Annotated in this window: 12 protein-coding genes; 5 read left to right on the top strand and 7 right to left on the bottom strand. The window is 30.7% G+C overall.

Annotated elements, in window-relative coordinates; translation table 11 throughout:
• Window positions 1-7: 7 nt before the first annotated feature.
• The 7 genes from BM335_RS04355 to BM335_RS04325 all read right to left on the bottom strand — a co-directional run bounded on the left by BM335_RS04355 (window position 8) and on the right by BM335_RS04325 (window position 8443).
• On the bottom strand, window positions 8-769 hold the full coding sequence (locus BM335_RS04355) for an exodeoxyribonuclease III (protein ID WP_090223518.1): 762 nt from the start codon (window positions 767-769) through the stop codon (window positions 8-10).
• Window positions 766-2586 (bottom strand): AMP-binding protein, encoded by a 1821-nt coding sequence (locus tag BM335_RS04350; RefSeq protein WP_090223517.1) that lies wholly within the window; start codon window positions 2584-2586, stop codon window positions 766-768. Before BM335_RS04350 ends, BM335_RS04355 begins: the two co-directional genes overlap by 4 nt.
• 5 nt (window positions 2587-2591) lie before the next feature.
• A complete protein-coding gene (locus BM335_RS04345) occupies window positions 2592-4880 on the bottom strand; it encodes a transglycosylase domain-containing protein (RefSeq protein WP_090223516.1) in 2289 nt (762 codons plus the stop codon).
• Window positions 4880-5362 (bottom strand): gliding motility lipoprotein GldH, encoded by a 483-nt coding sequence (locus BM335_RS04340; protein ID WP_177219155.1) that lies wholly within the window; start codon window positions 5360-5362, stop codon window positions 4880-4882. Before BM335_RS04340 ends, BM335_RS04345 begins: the two co-directional genes overlap by 1 nt.
• On the bottom strand, window positions 5355-6845 hold the full coding sequence (locus tag BM335_RS04335; RefSeq protein ID WP_090223514.1) for a PSP1 domain-containing protein: 1491 nt from the start codon (window positions 6843-6845) through the stop codon (window positions 5355-5357). Before BM335_RS04335 ends, BM335_RS04340 begins: the two co-directional genes overlap by 8 nt.
• Before the next feature lie 113 nt (window positions 6846-6958).
• Window positions 6959-7189 (bottom strand): ferredoxin, encoded by a 231-nt coding sequence (locus BM335_RS04330; RefSeq protein ID WP_090223513.1) that lies wholly within the window; start codon window positions 7187-7189, stop codon window positions 6959-6961.
• Entirely contained in the window at window positions 7190-8443 is a 1254-nt protein-coding gene (locus tag BM335_RS04325; protein WP_090223512.1) for a peptidase U32 family protein, read from the bottom strand.
• A gap of 172 nt (window positions 8444-8615) precedes the next feature.
• On the opposite strand from BM335_RS04325, the gene BM335_RS04320 reads away from it, so the two are divergent.
• The 5 genes from BM335_RS04320 to BM335_RS04300 form a co-directional block, all read left to right on the top strand.
• Entirely contained in the window at window positions 8616-9605 is a 990-nt protein-coding gene (locus BM335_RS04320; RefSeq protein WP_090223511.1) for an aspartate-semialdehyde dehydrogenase, read from the top strand.
• Between the two features lie 288 nt (window positions 9606-9893).
• On the top strand, window positions 9894-11924 hold the full coding sequence (locus tag BM335_RS04315) for a sensor histidine kinase (protein WP_090223510.1): 2031 nt from the start codon (window positions 9894-9896) through the stop codon (window positions 11922-11924).
• Window positions 11921-12547 carry a response regulator transcription factor gene (locus BM335_RS04310; protein ID WP_090223509.1) on the top strand — a complete coding sequence of 209 codons (627 nt, stop codon included), beginning with the start codon at window positions 11921-11923 and terminating at the stop codon, window positions 12545-12547. Before BM335_RS04315 ends, BM335_RS04310 begins: the two co-directional genes overlap by 4 nt.
• 43 nt (window positions 12548-12590) lie before the next feature.
• Window positions 12591-12830 carry a helix-turn-helix transcriptional regulator gene (locus BM335_RS15990; protein ID WP_090223508.1) on the top strand — a complete coding sequence of 80 codons (240 nt, stop codon included), beginning with the start codon at window positions 12591-12593 and terminating at the stop codon, window positions 12828-12830.
• A gap of 63 nt (window positions 12831-12893) precedes the next feature.
• Window positions 12894-16740: PKD domain-containing protein (locus BM335_RS04300; RefSeq protein WP_177219154.1), on the top strand; the 3847-nt coding region annotated here is incomplete at its 3' end.

The following is a 16740-nucleotide window of genomic DNA, read 5'->3' as shown; positions in this document are numbered from 1 at the left end:
TTTTTAATTATTCTATTTCTACTACTATTGGACAATGATCCGAATGTTTTGCCTCTGGCAAAATATAGGCTCTTTTAATTCTATCTTTTAAAGGTTCACTTACCATATGATAATCTATTCGCCAACCTTTATTATTATTTCTAGCATTAGCTCTATAGCTCCACCAAGTATAATTGTGTGGTTCTTTATTTAAATATCGAAAAGAATCTATAAAACCGCTTTCAATAAATTGTCCTAACCAATTGCGTTCTACAGGCAAAAAACCTGAAGTATTCTGATTTTGTTTTGGGTTATGAATATCAATTTCTGTATGACAAATATTATAATCGCCAGAGATAACAATGTTAGGTATTTTTTTTGTTAATTCCTTTATATATTCTTGAAATTCAGCCATATAGTTTAACTTAAAATCAAGCCTATCATCATTTGTTCCAGATGGTAAATACAAACTCATTATAGATAAATCATCAAAATCTAACCGTAAATTTCTACCTTCAAAATCCATTGTTTCAATTCCGGTGCCATATTCTACATGATTTGGTTTTATTTTAGACAAAACAGCAACGCTGCTATAGCCTTTTTTTTGTGCTGAAAACCAATAGTGATAAGGATACCCAGCATTTTCAAACAAACTTAAATCCAATTGTTCTTTATGCGCTTTGGTTTCTTGTATACAAATTACATCAGGATTTGCAGCTTGTAACCAATCTAAAAAACCTTTATTTAATGCCGCTCTAATTCCGTTTACATTGTATGATATTATTTTCATTTACTTTCGTATAAATCTCTTAAACTTCGTCTCATTACTTTGTTTGAAGCTGTTCTTGGCAACGCTTCAATTTTCACTAAATCATGCACTTTAAATAGCGGATTTAGTTTTTCTTTCACACAATTTATGGCTTGTTGTAAGCGTTGGTTTTCAATTAAATGTGAAGGGTTTTCTACATAAAAAATTACCAATAAACTTGGACCACCATTTTCAGGCGAAGCAGCAATTGCTGCTGATTCTTTAATAAATTCTAATGAATTTAAAACCCTTTCAATTTGAACAGAACTTACTTTTATACCACCTAAATTCATTGCGTCATCAACTCTTCCTTGCGCTTTATAATATCCGTTTTCTAATTCTTCTAATTCATCGCCATGTCTTCTTAATAATTTACCTTCAAAAGTTGGTGTTCCTTTATAATACACTTTATAATGATCTCTGTTTAAAAGTGTGTTAGATAATCCCATAATAGGTGGAATTAAAAATAACTCTCCTTTTGAACATTTATTGTGATTATCGTTTAACAAAACAAATTCTCCACCTAAAGCTTGGGTAGAAAATGTACTTGCAATATTTGGCTGAACAACAGTACTTGTAACATAGCCACCACCAATTTCGGTTCCTCCACAATACTCAATAACTGGTTTGTTATTTGCTAATTGCATTAAATAATTCATTTCATCTGCATTTGAAACTTCACCAGTAGAACTAAAACACTTTATAGAATTCCAATGGTACTTTTCCATATTTTTTGATGTTTTCCAATATTTTACAAAACTTGGTATAACACCTAACATGGTTACTTTTGTATTTTGAATAAATTCTCCAAAACCATTTCCAGTGGGCATATCATAATACAAAGCAATGGTTGCTTTATTTATTAATGTTGCAAAAACAAGCCAAGGCCCCATCATCCAACCTAAATTTGTAGGCCAGCAAACCACATCATTTTTATGAATATCTTGATGATAATAACCGTCACTAGCGCTTTTTATGGGAGTTGTATGTGTCCAAGGAATAGCTTTTGGATCACCTGTTGTGCCTGAAGAAAACAAAATAGTAATAATGTCGTCAGGCTTTTGAATTACAGTTTTAAATTCTGTTTTTGAACTTAAAAAAGCATCCCAAAATAAATCTTCATTTCTTAGTTCAATATTTTCTTTTGATGATTTTAAAACAATTGCCTTTGGCGCATTTGAAGCAACTACTTTTTTATATAGAGGAATTTCTTTGCCAGCTCTATGAAGCACATCTTGTGTAAAAATAATTTTTGGTTCGGTAATTTTTAAACGAACTTCTATTTCGTTTGGTGTAAAACTGTCGGCAATGGTAACGATTGGCATTCCAGCTTTAATTCCGGCAAGGTAAATAGCAACTGCTTCCAAGGTCATTGGCATATCAATAGCAATGCTGTCACCAACTTTTAAGCCTAAATTTATGAGGCCGTTGGCAATTTTATTTACAAGTTCAAGCAGTTGTTTTTGACTTACTTTTTGAAGTTCTTTTCCCGATTCTTGAAAAATAATAGCAATAGCATCATCATCATTTTGAAAACAAGAATCAACAATATTTAATTTGGCATTTTTTAACCATTCGGCATTTTCTACACCTTTTGAAATATCAACAATTGAAGTGTAATTTTCAACTAATTGTATGTTTAAATTTTTTACTGTACTTGCCCAAAAATCTTCTTTATTAGCAACAGACCATTTCCAAAAGTCTTGATATTTATCAAAACCTTTTTTTTGCATCATTTTAAAAATGTTGCTTTGTTCAATAGTTTCTTTTGATGGTTTCCAAACAGGTACAATACTCATTTACATTAAAATTCAGGTACTTCTTCCGAAGAATTTAATAAATTATCTTTATCAAGGTTTTCTTTAGAGCAATCAATATTAATGGTTAATTTTTCAGGTTTTTCAAAAGCATCTTTACTTACAGTTAAAGTTGAATCAGCATACATTTTTTTATAATATAAAGCCCAAATAGGTAACGCCATTGTTGCTCCTTGTCCAAATGTAATTCCTCTAAAGTGTGTTGCTCTGTCTTCTCCGCCTACCCAAACACCGGTTGCCAAATTTGGAACAATTCCCATAAACCATCCATCAGATTGATTTTGAGTTGTTCCTGTTTTACCTGCAATAGGATTTGTAAATTTATAAGGGTAACCAGTTACTACATTATCTGGATAAGAACCTCCACTTGTTCTTAAACGAATACCTGATCCGCCTTCGGTTACACCTTGTAACAAATTGGTAATAACATATGCGGATTCTTCACTTAAAACCTCTTTTGAATTTGGAATAAATTGCTCTAAAACAGTTCCGTTTTTATCTTCAATTTTTAAAATCATCATTGGTTCAATTCGTAAGCCTTTATTTGCAAACGTAGAGTAAGCTCCAACCATTTCAAATAATGATAAATCTACCGAACCAAGTGCAATTGAAGGAACTTCAGGTATTTCACTATCAATACCTGCGCTTTTTGCTAATGTTACCACATTTTTAGGATTTACCATATCAATTAACTTTGCAGTAATAACGTTAACAGAATTAGCCAAAGCTTGTTTTAATGTTAATTCACCGCCATATTTATTGTCAGAATTTTTTGGGGTCCAATCTTCAGGCATATCATATTTTTCTTTTAAAATAGTATATGGAATATTAGGAAATTTTTCACAAGGAGATAGGTTTAACTGATTTATTGCAGTTGCATAAACAAATGGTTTAAAAGTAGAACCCACTTGGCGTTTTTGCTGTTTTACGGCATCAAATTGAAAATGTTTGTAGTTGATTCCGCCAACCCAAGCTTTTACATGACCAGTTTGTGGCTCAACAGAGAATAAACCTGCTCTTAGAATTTGTTTGTAATAAAAAATGGAGTCTTTTGGAGACATGATTGTGTCTAATTCTCCTTTCCAATTAAAAACTCGCATATCGGTTTTTTCATCAAAAGATTTTAAAATTTCATCTTCTGAGGCACCATTACTTTTCATTCGAATCCATCTATTTGAGCGTTTCATAGCTTGAAGAATAGTTGATTCAATTTGAGTTTTATCTAAATCATAAAAAGGTGCTTTTTTATTTTTCTTTTGTTCTTTATTAAATACACGTTGCAAATTAGCCATATGTTCAGCCATGGCTTCTTCAGCGTATTTTTGCATACGAGAATCTAAGGTGACATAAATTTTTAAACCATCTCTGTGTAAGTTATATTCTGTACCATCAGGTTTTGGATGTTCTTTTATCCAAGTTCTCATAAAATCTCTTAAGTACTCTCTAAAATACGTTGCGTAACCATCGCTATGACTTTCTCTATTCACATTTAAACTAAGCGGTGTGCTTTGCAGTGAATCTCTTTCGGCCTTGGTTATAAAATCATTCTTATACATTTGACCCAAAACCGTGTTTCTACGATTTAGTACTAACTCTTCTCTTCTTAATGGATTGTAATAAGAAGCATTTTTTAACATTCCAACCAGCATTGCAGATTCCTTTACAGATAAATCAATAGGTTCTTTTCCAAAATAAATACGTGATGCAGAACGAATTCCAACTGCCAAGTTTATAAAATCGTACTTGTTTAAGTACATTGTTAAAATTTCTTGTTTGGTGTATTGGCGTTCTAATTTTACCGCAATTACATATTCTTTTACTTTTTGAAGAATACGTTCAGGTAAATTTTTTGACCCTTCTCCATGAAAAAGTAACTTGGCTAATTGTTGGGTTATGGTACTTCCTCCACCATCTTTTCCTAACATTGCAACTGCTCTAACAGATGCTTTTACATCAATCCCAGAATGTTCGTAAAAACGTTCATCTTCTGTTGCAATTAGTGCATTTACAATGTTTTGGTTTAAATCTTTAAATTTAATAGGTGTTCTGTTTTCAAAAGCATATTTACCTAAGGTTTTTCCATCAATAGAAATAACTTCTGTAGCTAAATTGTTTTCTGGATTTTCTAATTCTTCAAAAGTTGGAAGCGGACCAAAAACGCCCCATGAAGCTAATAAAAATAGTAGTATTAGTACAATTATACCTGATAAAATGCTGATCCAAAACCATTTAATGTATTTTGAAAAATTTGGTGCAGCCGTATTATTTTTTGCCATTATTTAACTTTTTCTATGCTTAAACCAACATCAGTAATTCCTTTTAATGGATTTTTTCCTTCAATATCGTTAATGCTTCTTGTTGCTTGTTGAATTAAAAATTTATAATCACCTTTTTCTGATAAAACTACTTTTTCTCTTAAAAAGAGTTTATTTTCTTTAACATCAGAAAAACCTTGCCCTAAAAATTTTCCTTGCGCATCAGTCATTTCATATTCTAGCGTATCTACCAATTTATAACCACTAGGAAACTCAATTTTTGCTATTAAAAACAACGAACTAAATTCATAACTTTTATTGTTTCTTATATTTATAAACACATTTCTTTTTGAAATAGTATCTGTATTGTTAACTATAAATTCAAAATTAGCGCTTGGAGACCATTCCAAATTCTTTACAGGTTGATATTGATCGTAAATTTTATTTTGGTTACACGATAAAATCAATATAAAACACAAAAATAGCAGTAGCTGTTTATACATTTTCTGAATTGTTAGCATCTTTTTTTGGAGGTCTTCTTTTTTTATTTCTATTCTTATTTTTAGGTTTACTGTTCGTTGTGTTTTGAACGGTTACATCCTTATTTTCAGCATTTTGTTGTGCTTTTTGAGTTTGTTGTCCGTTACCTTTTTTACGAATAGGTTGTTTTTTTTGTTTTGGTTTATTGCTGTTTATTCCTTCCGAATTTTGATTACCAGTTACTTGATCGGTAGGTTTTTTATTAAAATTAGCTTTTTGTTTTATCTTTTTTTGCTGACCCTGATTTTGCTGCTTTTGGGTTTGTGCTTCCTGATTTTTAGCAGTGTTATTTGGTTTATTTATATCAGTATTTTGCTGCTTTTTGTTTTTGTTTTTACGTTTTTTTCTAGATTTTGGGATATCAAATCTTGTTAAACTATCTTGTCCAACAACATCTTCGTATTCAGCCTTTTGAGCTTCAACAATTTCAGATTCATATTCTTCTAAAGAAGCAACTATTTCTCGTTTTTTATTCGCTGAAATAATTTCCTGAACTTGTTCTAGTGTAAGTTTATACCATTTGGCTCTATTTTCTTTGTAAGTATACCAAAGTAATCCTTTAAAAATGTCCATTTTCACAAAAACAGCATCTCCTTTTTCGGTTTTTAAAATAGTATCTTGTTTTGGAAATTCCTTTAAAGCATCAACATAAGTATCTAATTCGTAATTTAAACAACACTTTAATTTACCACATTGTCCAGCTAATTTTTGTGGATTTAATGATAATTGCTGGTAACGTGCTGCTGTAGTATTTACTTTACGTAAATCTGTTAACCAAGTAGAACAACATAGTTCTCTACCACAAGAACCAACACCGCCTAAACGTGCTGCCTCTTGACGTAAACCAACTTGTTTCATTTCAATACGAATATTAAAAGTGCTGGCAAAATCTCTAATTAGTTGCCTAAAATCTACCCGATCATCAGCTGTGTAATAAAATGTAGCTTTGTTTCCATCACCTTGATACTCAACATCAGAAAGTTTCATTTTAAGTCCTAATTTACCTAAAATTTCACGTCCTTTGTATTGTGTGTCGTATTCTTTATCTCTGGCAGCGTTCCAAATATCTATATCTTTTTGGGTAGCTTTTCGGTATATTTTTTTTATTTCTTCACTGTCAGCGGCAATTCCTTTTCTTTTTAATTGAACTTTAATTAGTTCACCTGTTAAAGAAACAGTTCCAATATCATGTCCAGGATTACCTTCTACAGCAATAATATCGCCAATTGAAATTTGTAGATTTTCAGTATTTTTATAGAAATGTTTACGCCCGTTTTTAAAGCGAACTTCAACAATATTCATAGGTTCCTGACCTGCAGGTAAAGCCATATTTGCCAACCAATCGAACACCGAAAGTTTTTCACAGTCTCCTGTGCCACAACTTCCATTACTTTTACACCCTTTGGGTACACTATTTATATCTGAAGAGCAACTATTACAGCTCATATATGTTTAAATTTTAAACGGTTAAGTACATTGAAAAATACAATTATACTATCTTCACTAATTTGTAAAGATATAATTAAAATTACGAACTGTAAAACGATAAAAAGCGGTTTTTATGTTTGTTTTACATCAATAATTTTTACGGGGCAAGCTTCCTTGGCTTTTATGCTGTCGTTAAAAATAGTTTCGTCGGGTGATTTTATAGTGAAAAATCCTTTTTTTTCTTTAGAATGAAGTAACACCGATTTGCCATCTTTTTTAGACATTTGAAACTGAGCTGGAGCCAATTCTACACAGTAATTACAGCCAATGCATTTGGCTCTTTGTAATGTTATAATTACCATTTAAGCTTCAACTTTGTTTTCAACAATTTTATATAATTTATCAGAAGGTCTTATTCTAAAATTTAACGGAATAGTACATGAATCACCTTTTTGAGCGCTACTTCCTTCAACATCATTTACAAACATTTGATCTATTTGCATTTCTTTTGCTCCAGTTGTTGGACCGGTAATTAAAATGGTATCTCCAACATTTATATCGTAGGCTTCAATTTTAAATTCACCAATATTTGCCTTTGGAAAAAAGTGCATTCCTTTACCAACATATACTTTCTTTTGTGTGGCATGGCTTCCGGATCCATTACTCCATTCTCCTAATTTTTGACCTAAATAATAGCCACTCCAAAAACCACGATTATATACTTTTTCTAGTTCTAACATCCAAGAAATAACTTTTTCTTTGCTGTAGGTTCCTTGCTCAATACTATCAATAGCATCTCGGTAACATTTAATTACTTTTGCTACATATTCCGGAGCACGTCCTCGACCTTCAATTTTTAGGACTTTTACACCAGCATCAACAATTTGATCTAAAAAATCAATAGTACATAAGTCTTTTGGCGACATAATATACTCATTATCTAGTTCCATTTCAAAACCAGTTTCTTGATCAATTACCGTGTATTTTTTTCTGCAATTTTGCTTGCATGCACCTCTGTTTGCTGAAGAATTTGAAGAGTGTAAACTCATATAACACTTGCCCGAAACTGCCATACATAACGCTCCATGTCCAAAAATTTCAATTTCTAATAATTTACCAGAAGGTCCACAAATATTTTCTTTTGCAATTTGTTCTGTTATTTTTTTAACCTGACGCAAACTTAATTCTCTACTCAACACCATAGTATCTGCAAACATGGCGTAAAAACGTGCCGTTTCAATATTGGTAATGTTAATTTGAGTAGAAATATGCACTTCCATTCCAATTGCTCTTGCCGATGAAATTACAGCTTGATCCATGGCAATTACCGCAGTAATATCAGCTTCTTTTGCTTTTTGAAGTAATGTTTTTATAATGCTTAAATCGTGATCATAAATAATTGTATTTAAGGTAAGGTATGTTCTAACATTTTTTTCTTTACATCTTTTTGAGATTTCTTGTAAATCATCTAAAGTAAAGTTAATGGAAGCTCTTGCGCGCATGTTCAACTGCTCAACACCAAAATATACTGAATCTGCGCCATTATCTAAAGCGGCTTGAAGTGATTCAAAGTTTCCGGCAGGAGCCATTAATTCTATTTTTCCAGTAGTAGTCATTCTTTTTTGATTTTTTGCAAAATTACATATTTTATAATAATTATCAGTTTTCAGCATCAGAATACTTTTTTTAACAAAAAAATATTGATTTGTTAATTTTCAAATATTTACAATAGTTTATAAAGTTTTTTTTACAAAATTTGCAGAGTATTAAAATTAAAAAATAATTAAAATGAAAGTAGCTGTTGTAGGCGCTACCGGAATGGTAGGTAATGTAATGTTACAAGTTTTAGCGGAAAGAAATTTTCCAATTACAGAATTATTATTAGTTGCTTCAGAGCGTTCTGTTGGCAAACAATTAGAATATAAGGGCAAAAACTATACAATTATTGGATTACAAGATGCTGTGGATGCTAAACCTGATATTGCGTTGTTTTCTGCAGGTGGAACTACTTCTGAATTATGGGCACCAAAATTTGCTGAAGTTGGTACAACTGTAGTAGATAATTCTTCTGCTTGGAGAATGGATCCTTCAAAAAAATTAGTGGTTCCTGAAATTAACGGAAACGTTTTAACAAAAGAAGATAAAATTATAGCGAATCCTAATTGTTCAACAATACAACTAGTAATGGCTTTAGCACCACTTCATAAAAAATATAAAATGAAACGTGTGGTAATTTCTACCTACCAATCTGTTTCAGGAACAGGTGTAAAAGCGGTTCAACAATTAGAAAATGAAGAGAAAAGTATAAAAGGAGAAATGGCATATCATTATCCAATTAACAGAAACGCCATACCACAATGTGATGTGTTTTTAGAAAATGGATATACTAAAGAAGAAATGAAATTAGTAAAAGAGCCAAAGAAAATTTTAAATGATGATTCTTTTTCAGTTACTGCAACTGCCGTTAGGATTCCAACTTCTGGAGGTCACTCTGAGGCTGTAAATGTACAGTTTGAAAATGATTTTGATTTAGCAGATGTTCGTAAATTATTAGCAGAAACTCCTGGAGTAATTGTGCAAGATAATTTAGATACAAATACCTATCCAATGCCAATGTATGCAAATAATAAAGATGAAGTTTTTGTTGGACGTATTAGAAGAGATGAATCATTACCAAATTCATTAAATATGTGGATTGTAGCTGATAACTTACGTAAAGGAGCAGCAACAAATACAATTCAAATAGGTGAGTATTTAATTGCAAATAAATTAGTTTAAAAATAGTTCAGTAAATCATTCAAATCGATTAAATACAAATTTTGTGTTTAATCGATTTTTTTTGCTCAAAAAAACGTAATATTATATATTAAAAAAATATTTATTGTAAAAATGGGCTTTGCTGATGAAATGAAAAACTAACTTTAAAGAATAGTTATATACCATAATTTTTTTTGACAAACTAAAATAGAAATTTGGCTTTTGCCATAACATTTACTCATTCATTTATTCTGTAACTAATTCTTTATCTACTCTTTAAAAATATTATCTTTACCAAAAACCATTTTCTTGAAATTAAAATTATTAACTATAAGCCTCATTTTATCAATAAATTTGTTTGGTCAAACATCAACAAATTCAATAGTTACTACTTTAAATCAATCATTAACCGAAGATGAAAAGATAGATAAACTTTATAGTTCTTTAGAAAATAATCATTTTCTAAAAGATACTATTTTTGAAAAAACACTTACTAAATATTTAGTTAAAGCCCAAAAGAATCTTAATTTCAATTATGCACTTAGGTTTACAAATGAATTAGCTAACTATTACATTTACAATAGCTTGCAACATAAAAAAGCTGATTCTATTTTAACTATTTATAATAAAAATATTGATAAATGCACTCATATTAAAGATATTGGAAAGTTTTATATAGCATATAGTGAGGCCAGTATTTATATGCAAAATCACAAAAAATCAATAGCTATTTTAAAAAATGCAATCACTTTTTTTGAAAAAGAAAAGGATTCTTCTTTATATGAATTTGCTTATTCTTATTTAAAAGCTGGTGAAGCTACAATGGCTTTAACCGAAATTTCTGAAAGTGCTGGCTATTTTAAAAAAGCTGAAGAATTATTTACGTATCAAAAAGACACACTTCATATATTATGGACTAAAAATGGATTAAGCACTTTATTCAGTATAAACGGTTTATTTGATGAAGCGGAACAGGAAAGGGAATTAATTTATGAAATAGGATCTAAAATTGGTGAGTATCAGGTAGTAGCTATGGCTCATATTAGTGCAGTTCTTGATGCTCGTTTTTTAGAAAAGCCAGATAAGGAATTATATCATATTAGAAAAGCCTTAATTAACAATAATAAAAATTCTGTAATTCAAGAAATTGTAAGGATTTTAACCCTCTCTTTTGCCACATCCACTTATGCAAGAAATAAAAAAATAGACTCTTCAAATTATTATTTAGATAAGTTAAAATTAAGCATGAAAGGACAGTATAAAAATCCCTTTTTAAATAGTTATTATAAATCTGCTCTTGCTCAAAATGCATTTGCAAAAGGGAATTATACTTTAGCAGAAAAAAATGCTCTTGATGTTTTAAATAATATAAGTAAAGAGAATAACTGGATAAGCAGAAGTTTAGCAATAAACAGCTTATTAGCTGAAATTTACGAAAAACAATCAAATTTAAAAAAATCTTTATTTTATTTAAAAAATTATATTAAACTAAAAGATTCTTTAATTCAGCTAAACACCAGGAAAAAATTTGATTATGTACAAACTCAATTTGAAACGGATAAAAAAGACTCTCAAATAGTCCATCAGCAAAAAAATATTGCGTTATTAAATGCTGAAAATAAATTAAAAAATCAATGGATATTATTTGGAGGTTTAGGGTTAGTATCTTTATTTGGCTTTGGATTAGTTCTTCGTTCAAAATATTATGCTAAAAAGAAACAAAAGCTACAAGAATCATTTACTCAGGAAATTTTAAAAACACAAGAACTAGAGAGAACCCGCATTGCCTCAGAGTTACATGATAATGTTAGTCAAAAACTGTTATTAATAAAAAACGCTCTTGTTATTAATAAAATAAAAGTTAAAAATGAATTAGATTTAGTTGGAGAAACCATAAAAGAAGTTCGAGAAATGTCGCATAATCTACACCCTTTTCAGTTTGAGAAACTTGGTTTGGTTACTTCTTTAAAAAACTTAATAAAAAATTTTCAGAAAAATTCTACTGTTTTTTATTCTGAAGATATACAAATTACTGATGGTTTAATTCCAAAAGAAAATGAAATTTATATTTTTAGAATGCTACAAGAGTGCCTTACAAATGTTGAAAAACATGCGAAAGCTACTGCTTGTAATCTTTCAGCTAAAGAAGAGAAAAATTATATTATTTTTAAGGTGAAGGATAACGGTAAAGGATTTGACACAAATAAAAAACCTGAATCTATTAATAGCTTAGGAATGAAAACACTACATGAACGCGCACACTTTATTAATGCTAAGTTACAACTAAACTCTACTCTAAATAAAGGAACCTCTATAACTATTAAAACTTCTAAAATATGAGCCCCACTATAATTCTTGCAGACGATCATCCAATTTTATTAACAGGCACTAAACATTTTTTAGAAAGTAAAAATTTCAAAATTTTAGCAACTGCTTTAGATGGCAATAATGCCTATAATGAAATTATTAAAAAAAACCCAGATATTGCCATTTTAGACTTTGATATGCCTAAATTAAATGGGCTTGAAATTGCTGCTCAATGTCAATTGAAAGGAATTAAAACTAAAATTATAATACTTACACTATTTAAAGAAGAAGCAATATTACAAGAAATAGGTAAAACCATACAGGGTTATATATTAAAAGAAGATGCTTTAAAAGAAATAGAAGATTGTATTTGCCAAATAGTAGTAGAAAATACTTATGTTAGCAAAAACATGAAGGCTAGTATTCATTTTTCAAACTCTCAAAAAGAGATTCATAATCTTACTGCAACAGAAGCAAAAATTTTAAATTATCTAGCAAAAAATTTGTCTTCATCTCAAATAGCTGAGCAATTATTTATTTCAAAAAGAACGGTAGAAAAACACCGTAGCAATATAATTAAGAAACTAAATATACCTCCTACACAAAACGGGTTGTTACTTTGGGTTCAACAAAATTCACAACTTTTTAATACGTAGGTATACGTATTGTTTTTGTTTTTTCTATATTCTATGTTTGAATATGCCTTATTTAAACACAATAAAAAATAAACATCTTTTAAAACTAAGCCAAACCGAATTAGAAATTTTATTTTTTATTAAAAAAGGAATAACTTCTTCTCAAATCGCAAAACTTAAAAATTGTTCTACTCGCACTATTGAAAAACATAGGAGTAATATTATTAAAAAGCTTAACCTTAAATCTTCTCAAAACACCTTGTTATTGTGGATTTCTCAAAATTCACACTTATTTAATACGTAGGTCTACGTATTGTAGAAAAAAATTATTCATTTTAGTTTAGCCACTTAAACTAAAAAAATAATTATGAAATATTGTTACATCTTTTTAATATTATTACCTTTTTTAGGTTTTAGTCAAGTACAGATAGGAACCGATATTATTGGAAGTTTTACAGAAAATTGGGCAGGTTTTTCTGTTAGTATGAATGAAGATGGAAGTAGAATGGCTGTAGGAGCCCCTAAATACAATAGTAATCAAGGCCAGGTAAAAATTTATGAATTTTCTGGTAATGATTGGGTTCAATTAGGCAATACTATTTTAGGAGAAAAACAATTTGATTTTGCAGGTTGGGATATAAGTCTTAGTTCAAGTGGTAATCGTATTGCCATTGGGAGTTATACAGGTGGAACTACTTATTCGCAAGGGCAGGTCAGAATTTTTGAATTGAATTCAGGTGTTTGGGTTCAACTTGGAAACTCTTTAAATGGAGATGATCAACAAAATTACTTTGGACAATCCGTAAATTTAAGTGGTGATGGTAAGCGTGTAGTCATAGGAGCTCCTTTTAATGATTTAAATGGAACTGTTGCAGGACAAGTTAAGGTTTTTGAATTTGATTTGAATAATTGGATTCAAATAGGAGCAGATATTTTAGGAGAAGCATCTCAAGATCGATCTGGCTGGGATGTGAGTATTAATGAAACAGGAAACCGAATTGCAATGAGTGCAATTACGACTAAATCGGGACATGTACGTATATTTGAATTTATTAATGGAAATTGGACTTTGTTAGGTCAAAAAATTACAGGTGTTTCAGCCTATGAGAACTCAGGAACTTCTATTAGTTTAGATAATAGTGGAAATAGAATTGCTATAGGAAATAGGTTAAATTCAGAGGTAGCTTCATCCTCGGGACAGGTAAGAATTTATGAATTCTCTGGCGGTAGTTGGACTCAGTTAGGAAGAGATCTGAATGGAAATGCAAAAAATGATGAATTGGGATCTTCAGTTAGTCTTAGTAGTGATGGGAATAGATTGGCTGTTGGAGCTCCAAATGCCACAGCTCCAGATGATAGTATTGGTTTTGTTCAAGTATTTGAATTTTTGGAAGGAGATTGGATTCCTATAGGAGAAAATCTTACAGGAGAGGTTGTTAAAGATGAATTTGGTAAATCTGTAGGTATTAGTGGAAACGGTAAACGATTGGTTGTAGGTGCTCCTAAATACAAAAATAACGTTTACAAAGTTGGAAAAGTAAAAGTATACGACCTTAATACGGTTAGAATAACAGGAATAAGCCAAGATACTGGAAATTCAAATACAGATGGAATTACTAAAAATCAAGAGCTTATTATTAATGGTAAAGCAGAGGCAAATTCAATTATTGAAATTTTTTTAAATGGTATTTCCATAGGAACAACAACTGTTAATGCTTTTGGAAATTGGTCATTCGATTATACTGGAACTACTTTAGAGGAAGGTGTTTACAATCTTACAGCTCAAGCTACTGATACATTTAATAACACGGGGCCTATTTCAAAGGTATTTACCATAGTAATTGATATAACTCCACCAATTATAACATTTCCAGAAGATATAACTCAGGAAAACGATTTAAATGATTGTGGAGCTGCAATAACATATGAGGTAACAGTAAATGATAATAATCAGGGAGCTACTATAAGTAGTATTCCTAATTCTGGAAGTAGATTTCCTCTTGGAAAAACGGTAGTAAACGTTCTAGGAACAGATGTTGCAGGTAATATTGCAACAAATACCTTTAATGTTACTGTAAATGATAATGAAGCTCCTGCAGTAATAACCAAAAATATTACAATTCCATTAGGAGCCAATGGAACTATAACACTTTTACCATCACAAATAAACAATGGTTCAAGTGATAATTGTGAAATTGCAGAAATAACATTAAGTAAAACAACATTTGATTGCTCTAATATTGGAGATAATACCGTTGTTTTAACTGTTAAAGACACAAATAACAATGAAGCCTCTTCTACTAGTGTTGTAACAGTTATTGATACTATTGCTCCAACAGTTGCTACAAAGAATTTAAATTTACAATTGGTAGCTGGAAGTATAACAATTACACCTGAAGATGTTGACAATAATTCCTCAGATAATTGTGAAATATCCTCAATGAGTTTAAATAAAACAACTTTTAATTGTTCTAATATTGGAGAAAATACGGTTACCTTAACGGTTACCGATACATCTGGAAACAGTAACAGTGCAGATGCTATAATAACTATTGATGGAATTCAAACTACATTCACAAGTAATGAAAACATTGTATGTAGAAATACTCCTGTGGATTTTACAGATACCTCAATAGTATATGGAACAGCAACAATAAGTTCTTGGAATTGGGATTTTGGTGATGGATTAACTTCAACAGAACAAAACCCAACACATACTTTTGATTTGCCAGGTAACTATATGGTTTCATTAACTACTACCGATTCTAATGGTTGTCAAAATACATTTACTTCAACAATTAAAATTAATCCTCCAAAAGCTGACTTTACGTTAAATCCAGCAACTGGTGGATCAACGCTTCATACAGTATTTTTTACAGATCAATCTGTATTACCAGATACTTGGTCATGGGAATTTGGTGATGGAAGCACTTCAACTGCTAAAAATCCAATTCATACTTATACATCTTTTGGAGATTTTACAACTAAGTTAACAGTAACTGACACCATTGTTGGTTGCTCAGATTTTACTGAAAAACTTGTTAAAATAGCCAAACCTAATTCTAATTTCACATCAAACACTCAATTTGGTTGTGGCCCTTTAACTGTCAATTTTGAAGATACTTCCACAGTTTCAGGAAATGATACTATTGAAAGTTGGCTCTGGGATTTTGGTGATGGTACTACCTCTACTGAGCAAAATCCTACACACATTTACGAAAACTCAGGTAGATATTCTGTATCTCTAAAAACAACATTAACCACAACTGGTATTACCAATACTAATTCAAAATCCAATTATATTCAAGTGCTGGGCCCAAATGTGAATTTTACAACAACTAATACAACTGTTGGTTGCCCAGATTTAACTATAAATTTCGAGGATCAAACAGTATTTAGCTCACCTTCAGTATCTTGGACATGGGATTTTGGCGATGGATCCGTTTCAAATCTACAAAATCCAGCACATACTTATACAACATATGGAAGTTACGACGTAAGCTTAACTGTGACTGATTTAGATGGTTGTTCAAGAACATTAACAAAACAAGCATTTGTAGATACCTCAGATACTATCGCCCCCACAGCGGTTTGTAAACCATTTACAGCAGCACTAAACACTAATGGTATGGTTACCATTAGTGCTACAGCTGTAGATGGAGGTTCTACAGATAATTGTAAAATAGCTTCATTAACCATAACGCCAAATACTTTTACTTGTGCTAATATTGGAGAAAATACAGTAACCTTAACAGTTACTGATGAAAATGGAAATAGTACCTCTGAAACAGCAATTGTAACAATAGAAGACAAAATAGCTCCAATAGCACTTACCAAAGACATTACTATACAATTAGGCGAAAATGGAACTGCTTCTATTTCCGCTGAAGATGTTGATAATGGATCTTATGATGCATGTGGTATTAAACTTTTAAGCTTGTTTCCTACCAATCAATCTTTCGATTGTTCCAATATTGGAGAGAATGAAGTTAAACTTTTGGTAGTAGATAATAGTGATAATGTAACTGCGGCGTATGCTACCGTAACTGTTGTAGATACTACTGAACCAACTGTTAGTACGCAAAATGTCACTGTGCAATTAGATGCAAACGGAACTGTAAGTATTACTGTGGAGGATATCAACAATGGTTCTTCGGATAATTGTGAAATTGAATCTATGAGTATTGATGTTACTTCTTTTGATTGTACTGCTG

Origin of the sequence: Lutibacter maritimus, assembly GCF_900116115.1 — a bacterium.
GTDB lineage: Bacteria > Bacteroidota > Bacteroidia > Flavobacteriales > Flavobacteriaceae > Lutibacter > Lutibacter maritimus.
The sequence above is the reverse complement of the archived record's forward strand: the minus strand, read 5'-3'. Positions and strand labels throughout refer to the sequence as shown.

Excerpts from the sequence above, each read along its gene's own strand:
- BM335_RS04355 (WP_090223518.1), bottom strand. The coding sequence starts at position 769 with ATGAAAATAATATCATACAATGTAAACGGAATTAGAGCGGCATTAAAT.
- BM335_RS04350 (WP_090223517.1), bottom strand. The coding sequence starts at position 2,586 with ATGAGTATTGTACCTGTTTGGAAACCATCAAAAGAAACTATTGAACAA.
- BM335_RS04345 (WP_090223516.1), bottom strand. The coding sequence starts at position 4,880 with ATGGCAAAAAATAATACGGCTGCACCAAATTTTTCAAAATACATTAAA.
- BM335_RS04340 (WP_177219155.1), bottom strand. The coding sequence starts at position 5,362 with ATGTATAAACAGCTACTGCTATTTTTGTGTTTTATATTGATTTTATCG.
- BM335_RS04335 (WP_090223514.1), bottom strand. The coding sequence starts at position 6,845 with ATGAGCTGTAATAGTTGCTCTTCAGATATAAATAGTGTACCCAAAGGG.
- BM335_RS04330 (WP_090223513.1), bottom strand. The coding sequence starts at position 7,189 with ATGGTAATTATAACATTACAAAGAGCCAAATGCATTGGCTGTAATTAC.
- BM335_RS04325 (WP_090223512.1), bottom strand. The coding sequence starts at position 8,443 with ATGACTACTACTGGAAAAATAGAATTAATGGCTCCTGCCGGAAACTTT.
- BM335_RS04320 (WP_090223511.1), top strand. The coding sequence starts at position 8,616 with ATGAAAGTAGCTGTTGTAGGCGCTACCGGAATGGTAGGTAATGTAATG.
- BM335_RS04310 (WP_090223509.1), top strand. The coding sequence starts at position 11,921 with ATGAGCCCCACTATAATTCTTGCAGACGATCATCCAATTTTATTAACA.
- BM335_RS15990 (WP_090223508.1), top strand. The coding sequence starts at position 12,591 with ATGCCTTATTTAAACACAATAAAAAATAAACATCTTTTAAAACTAAGC.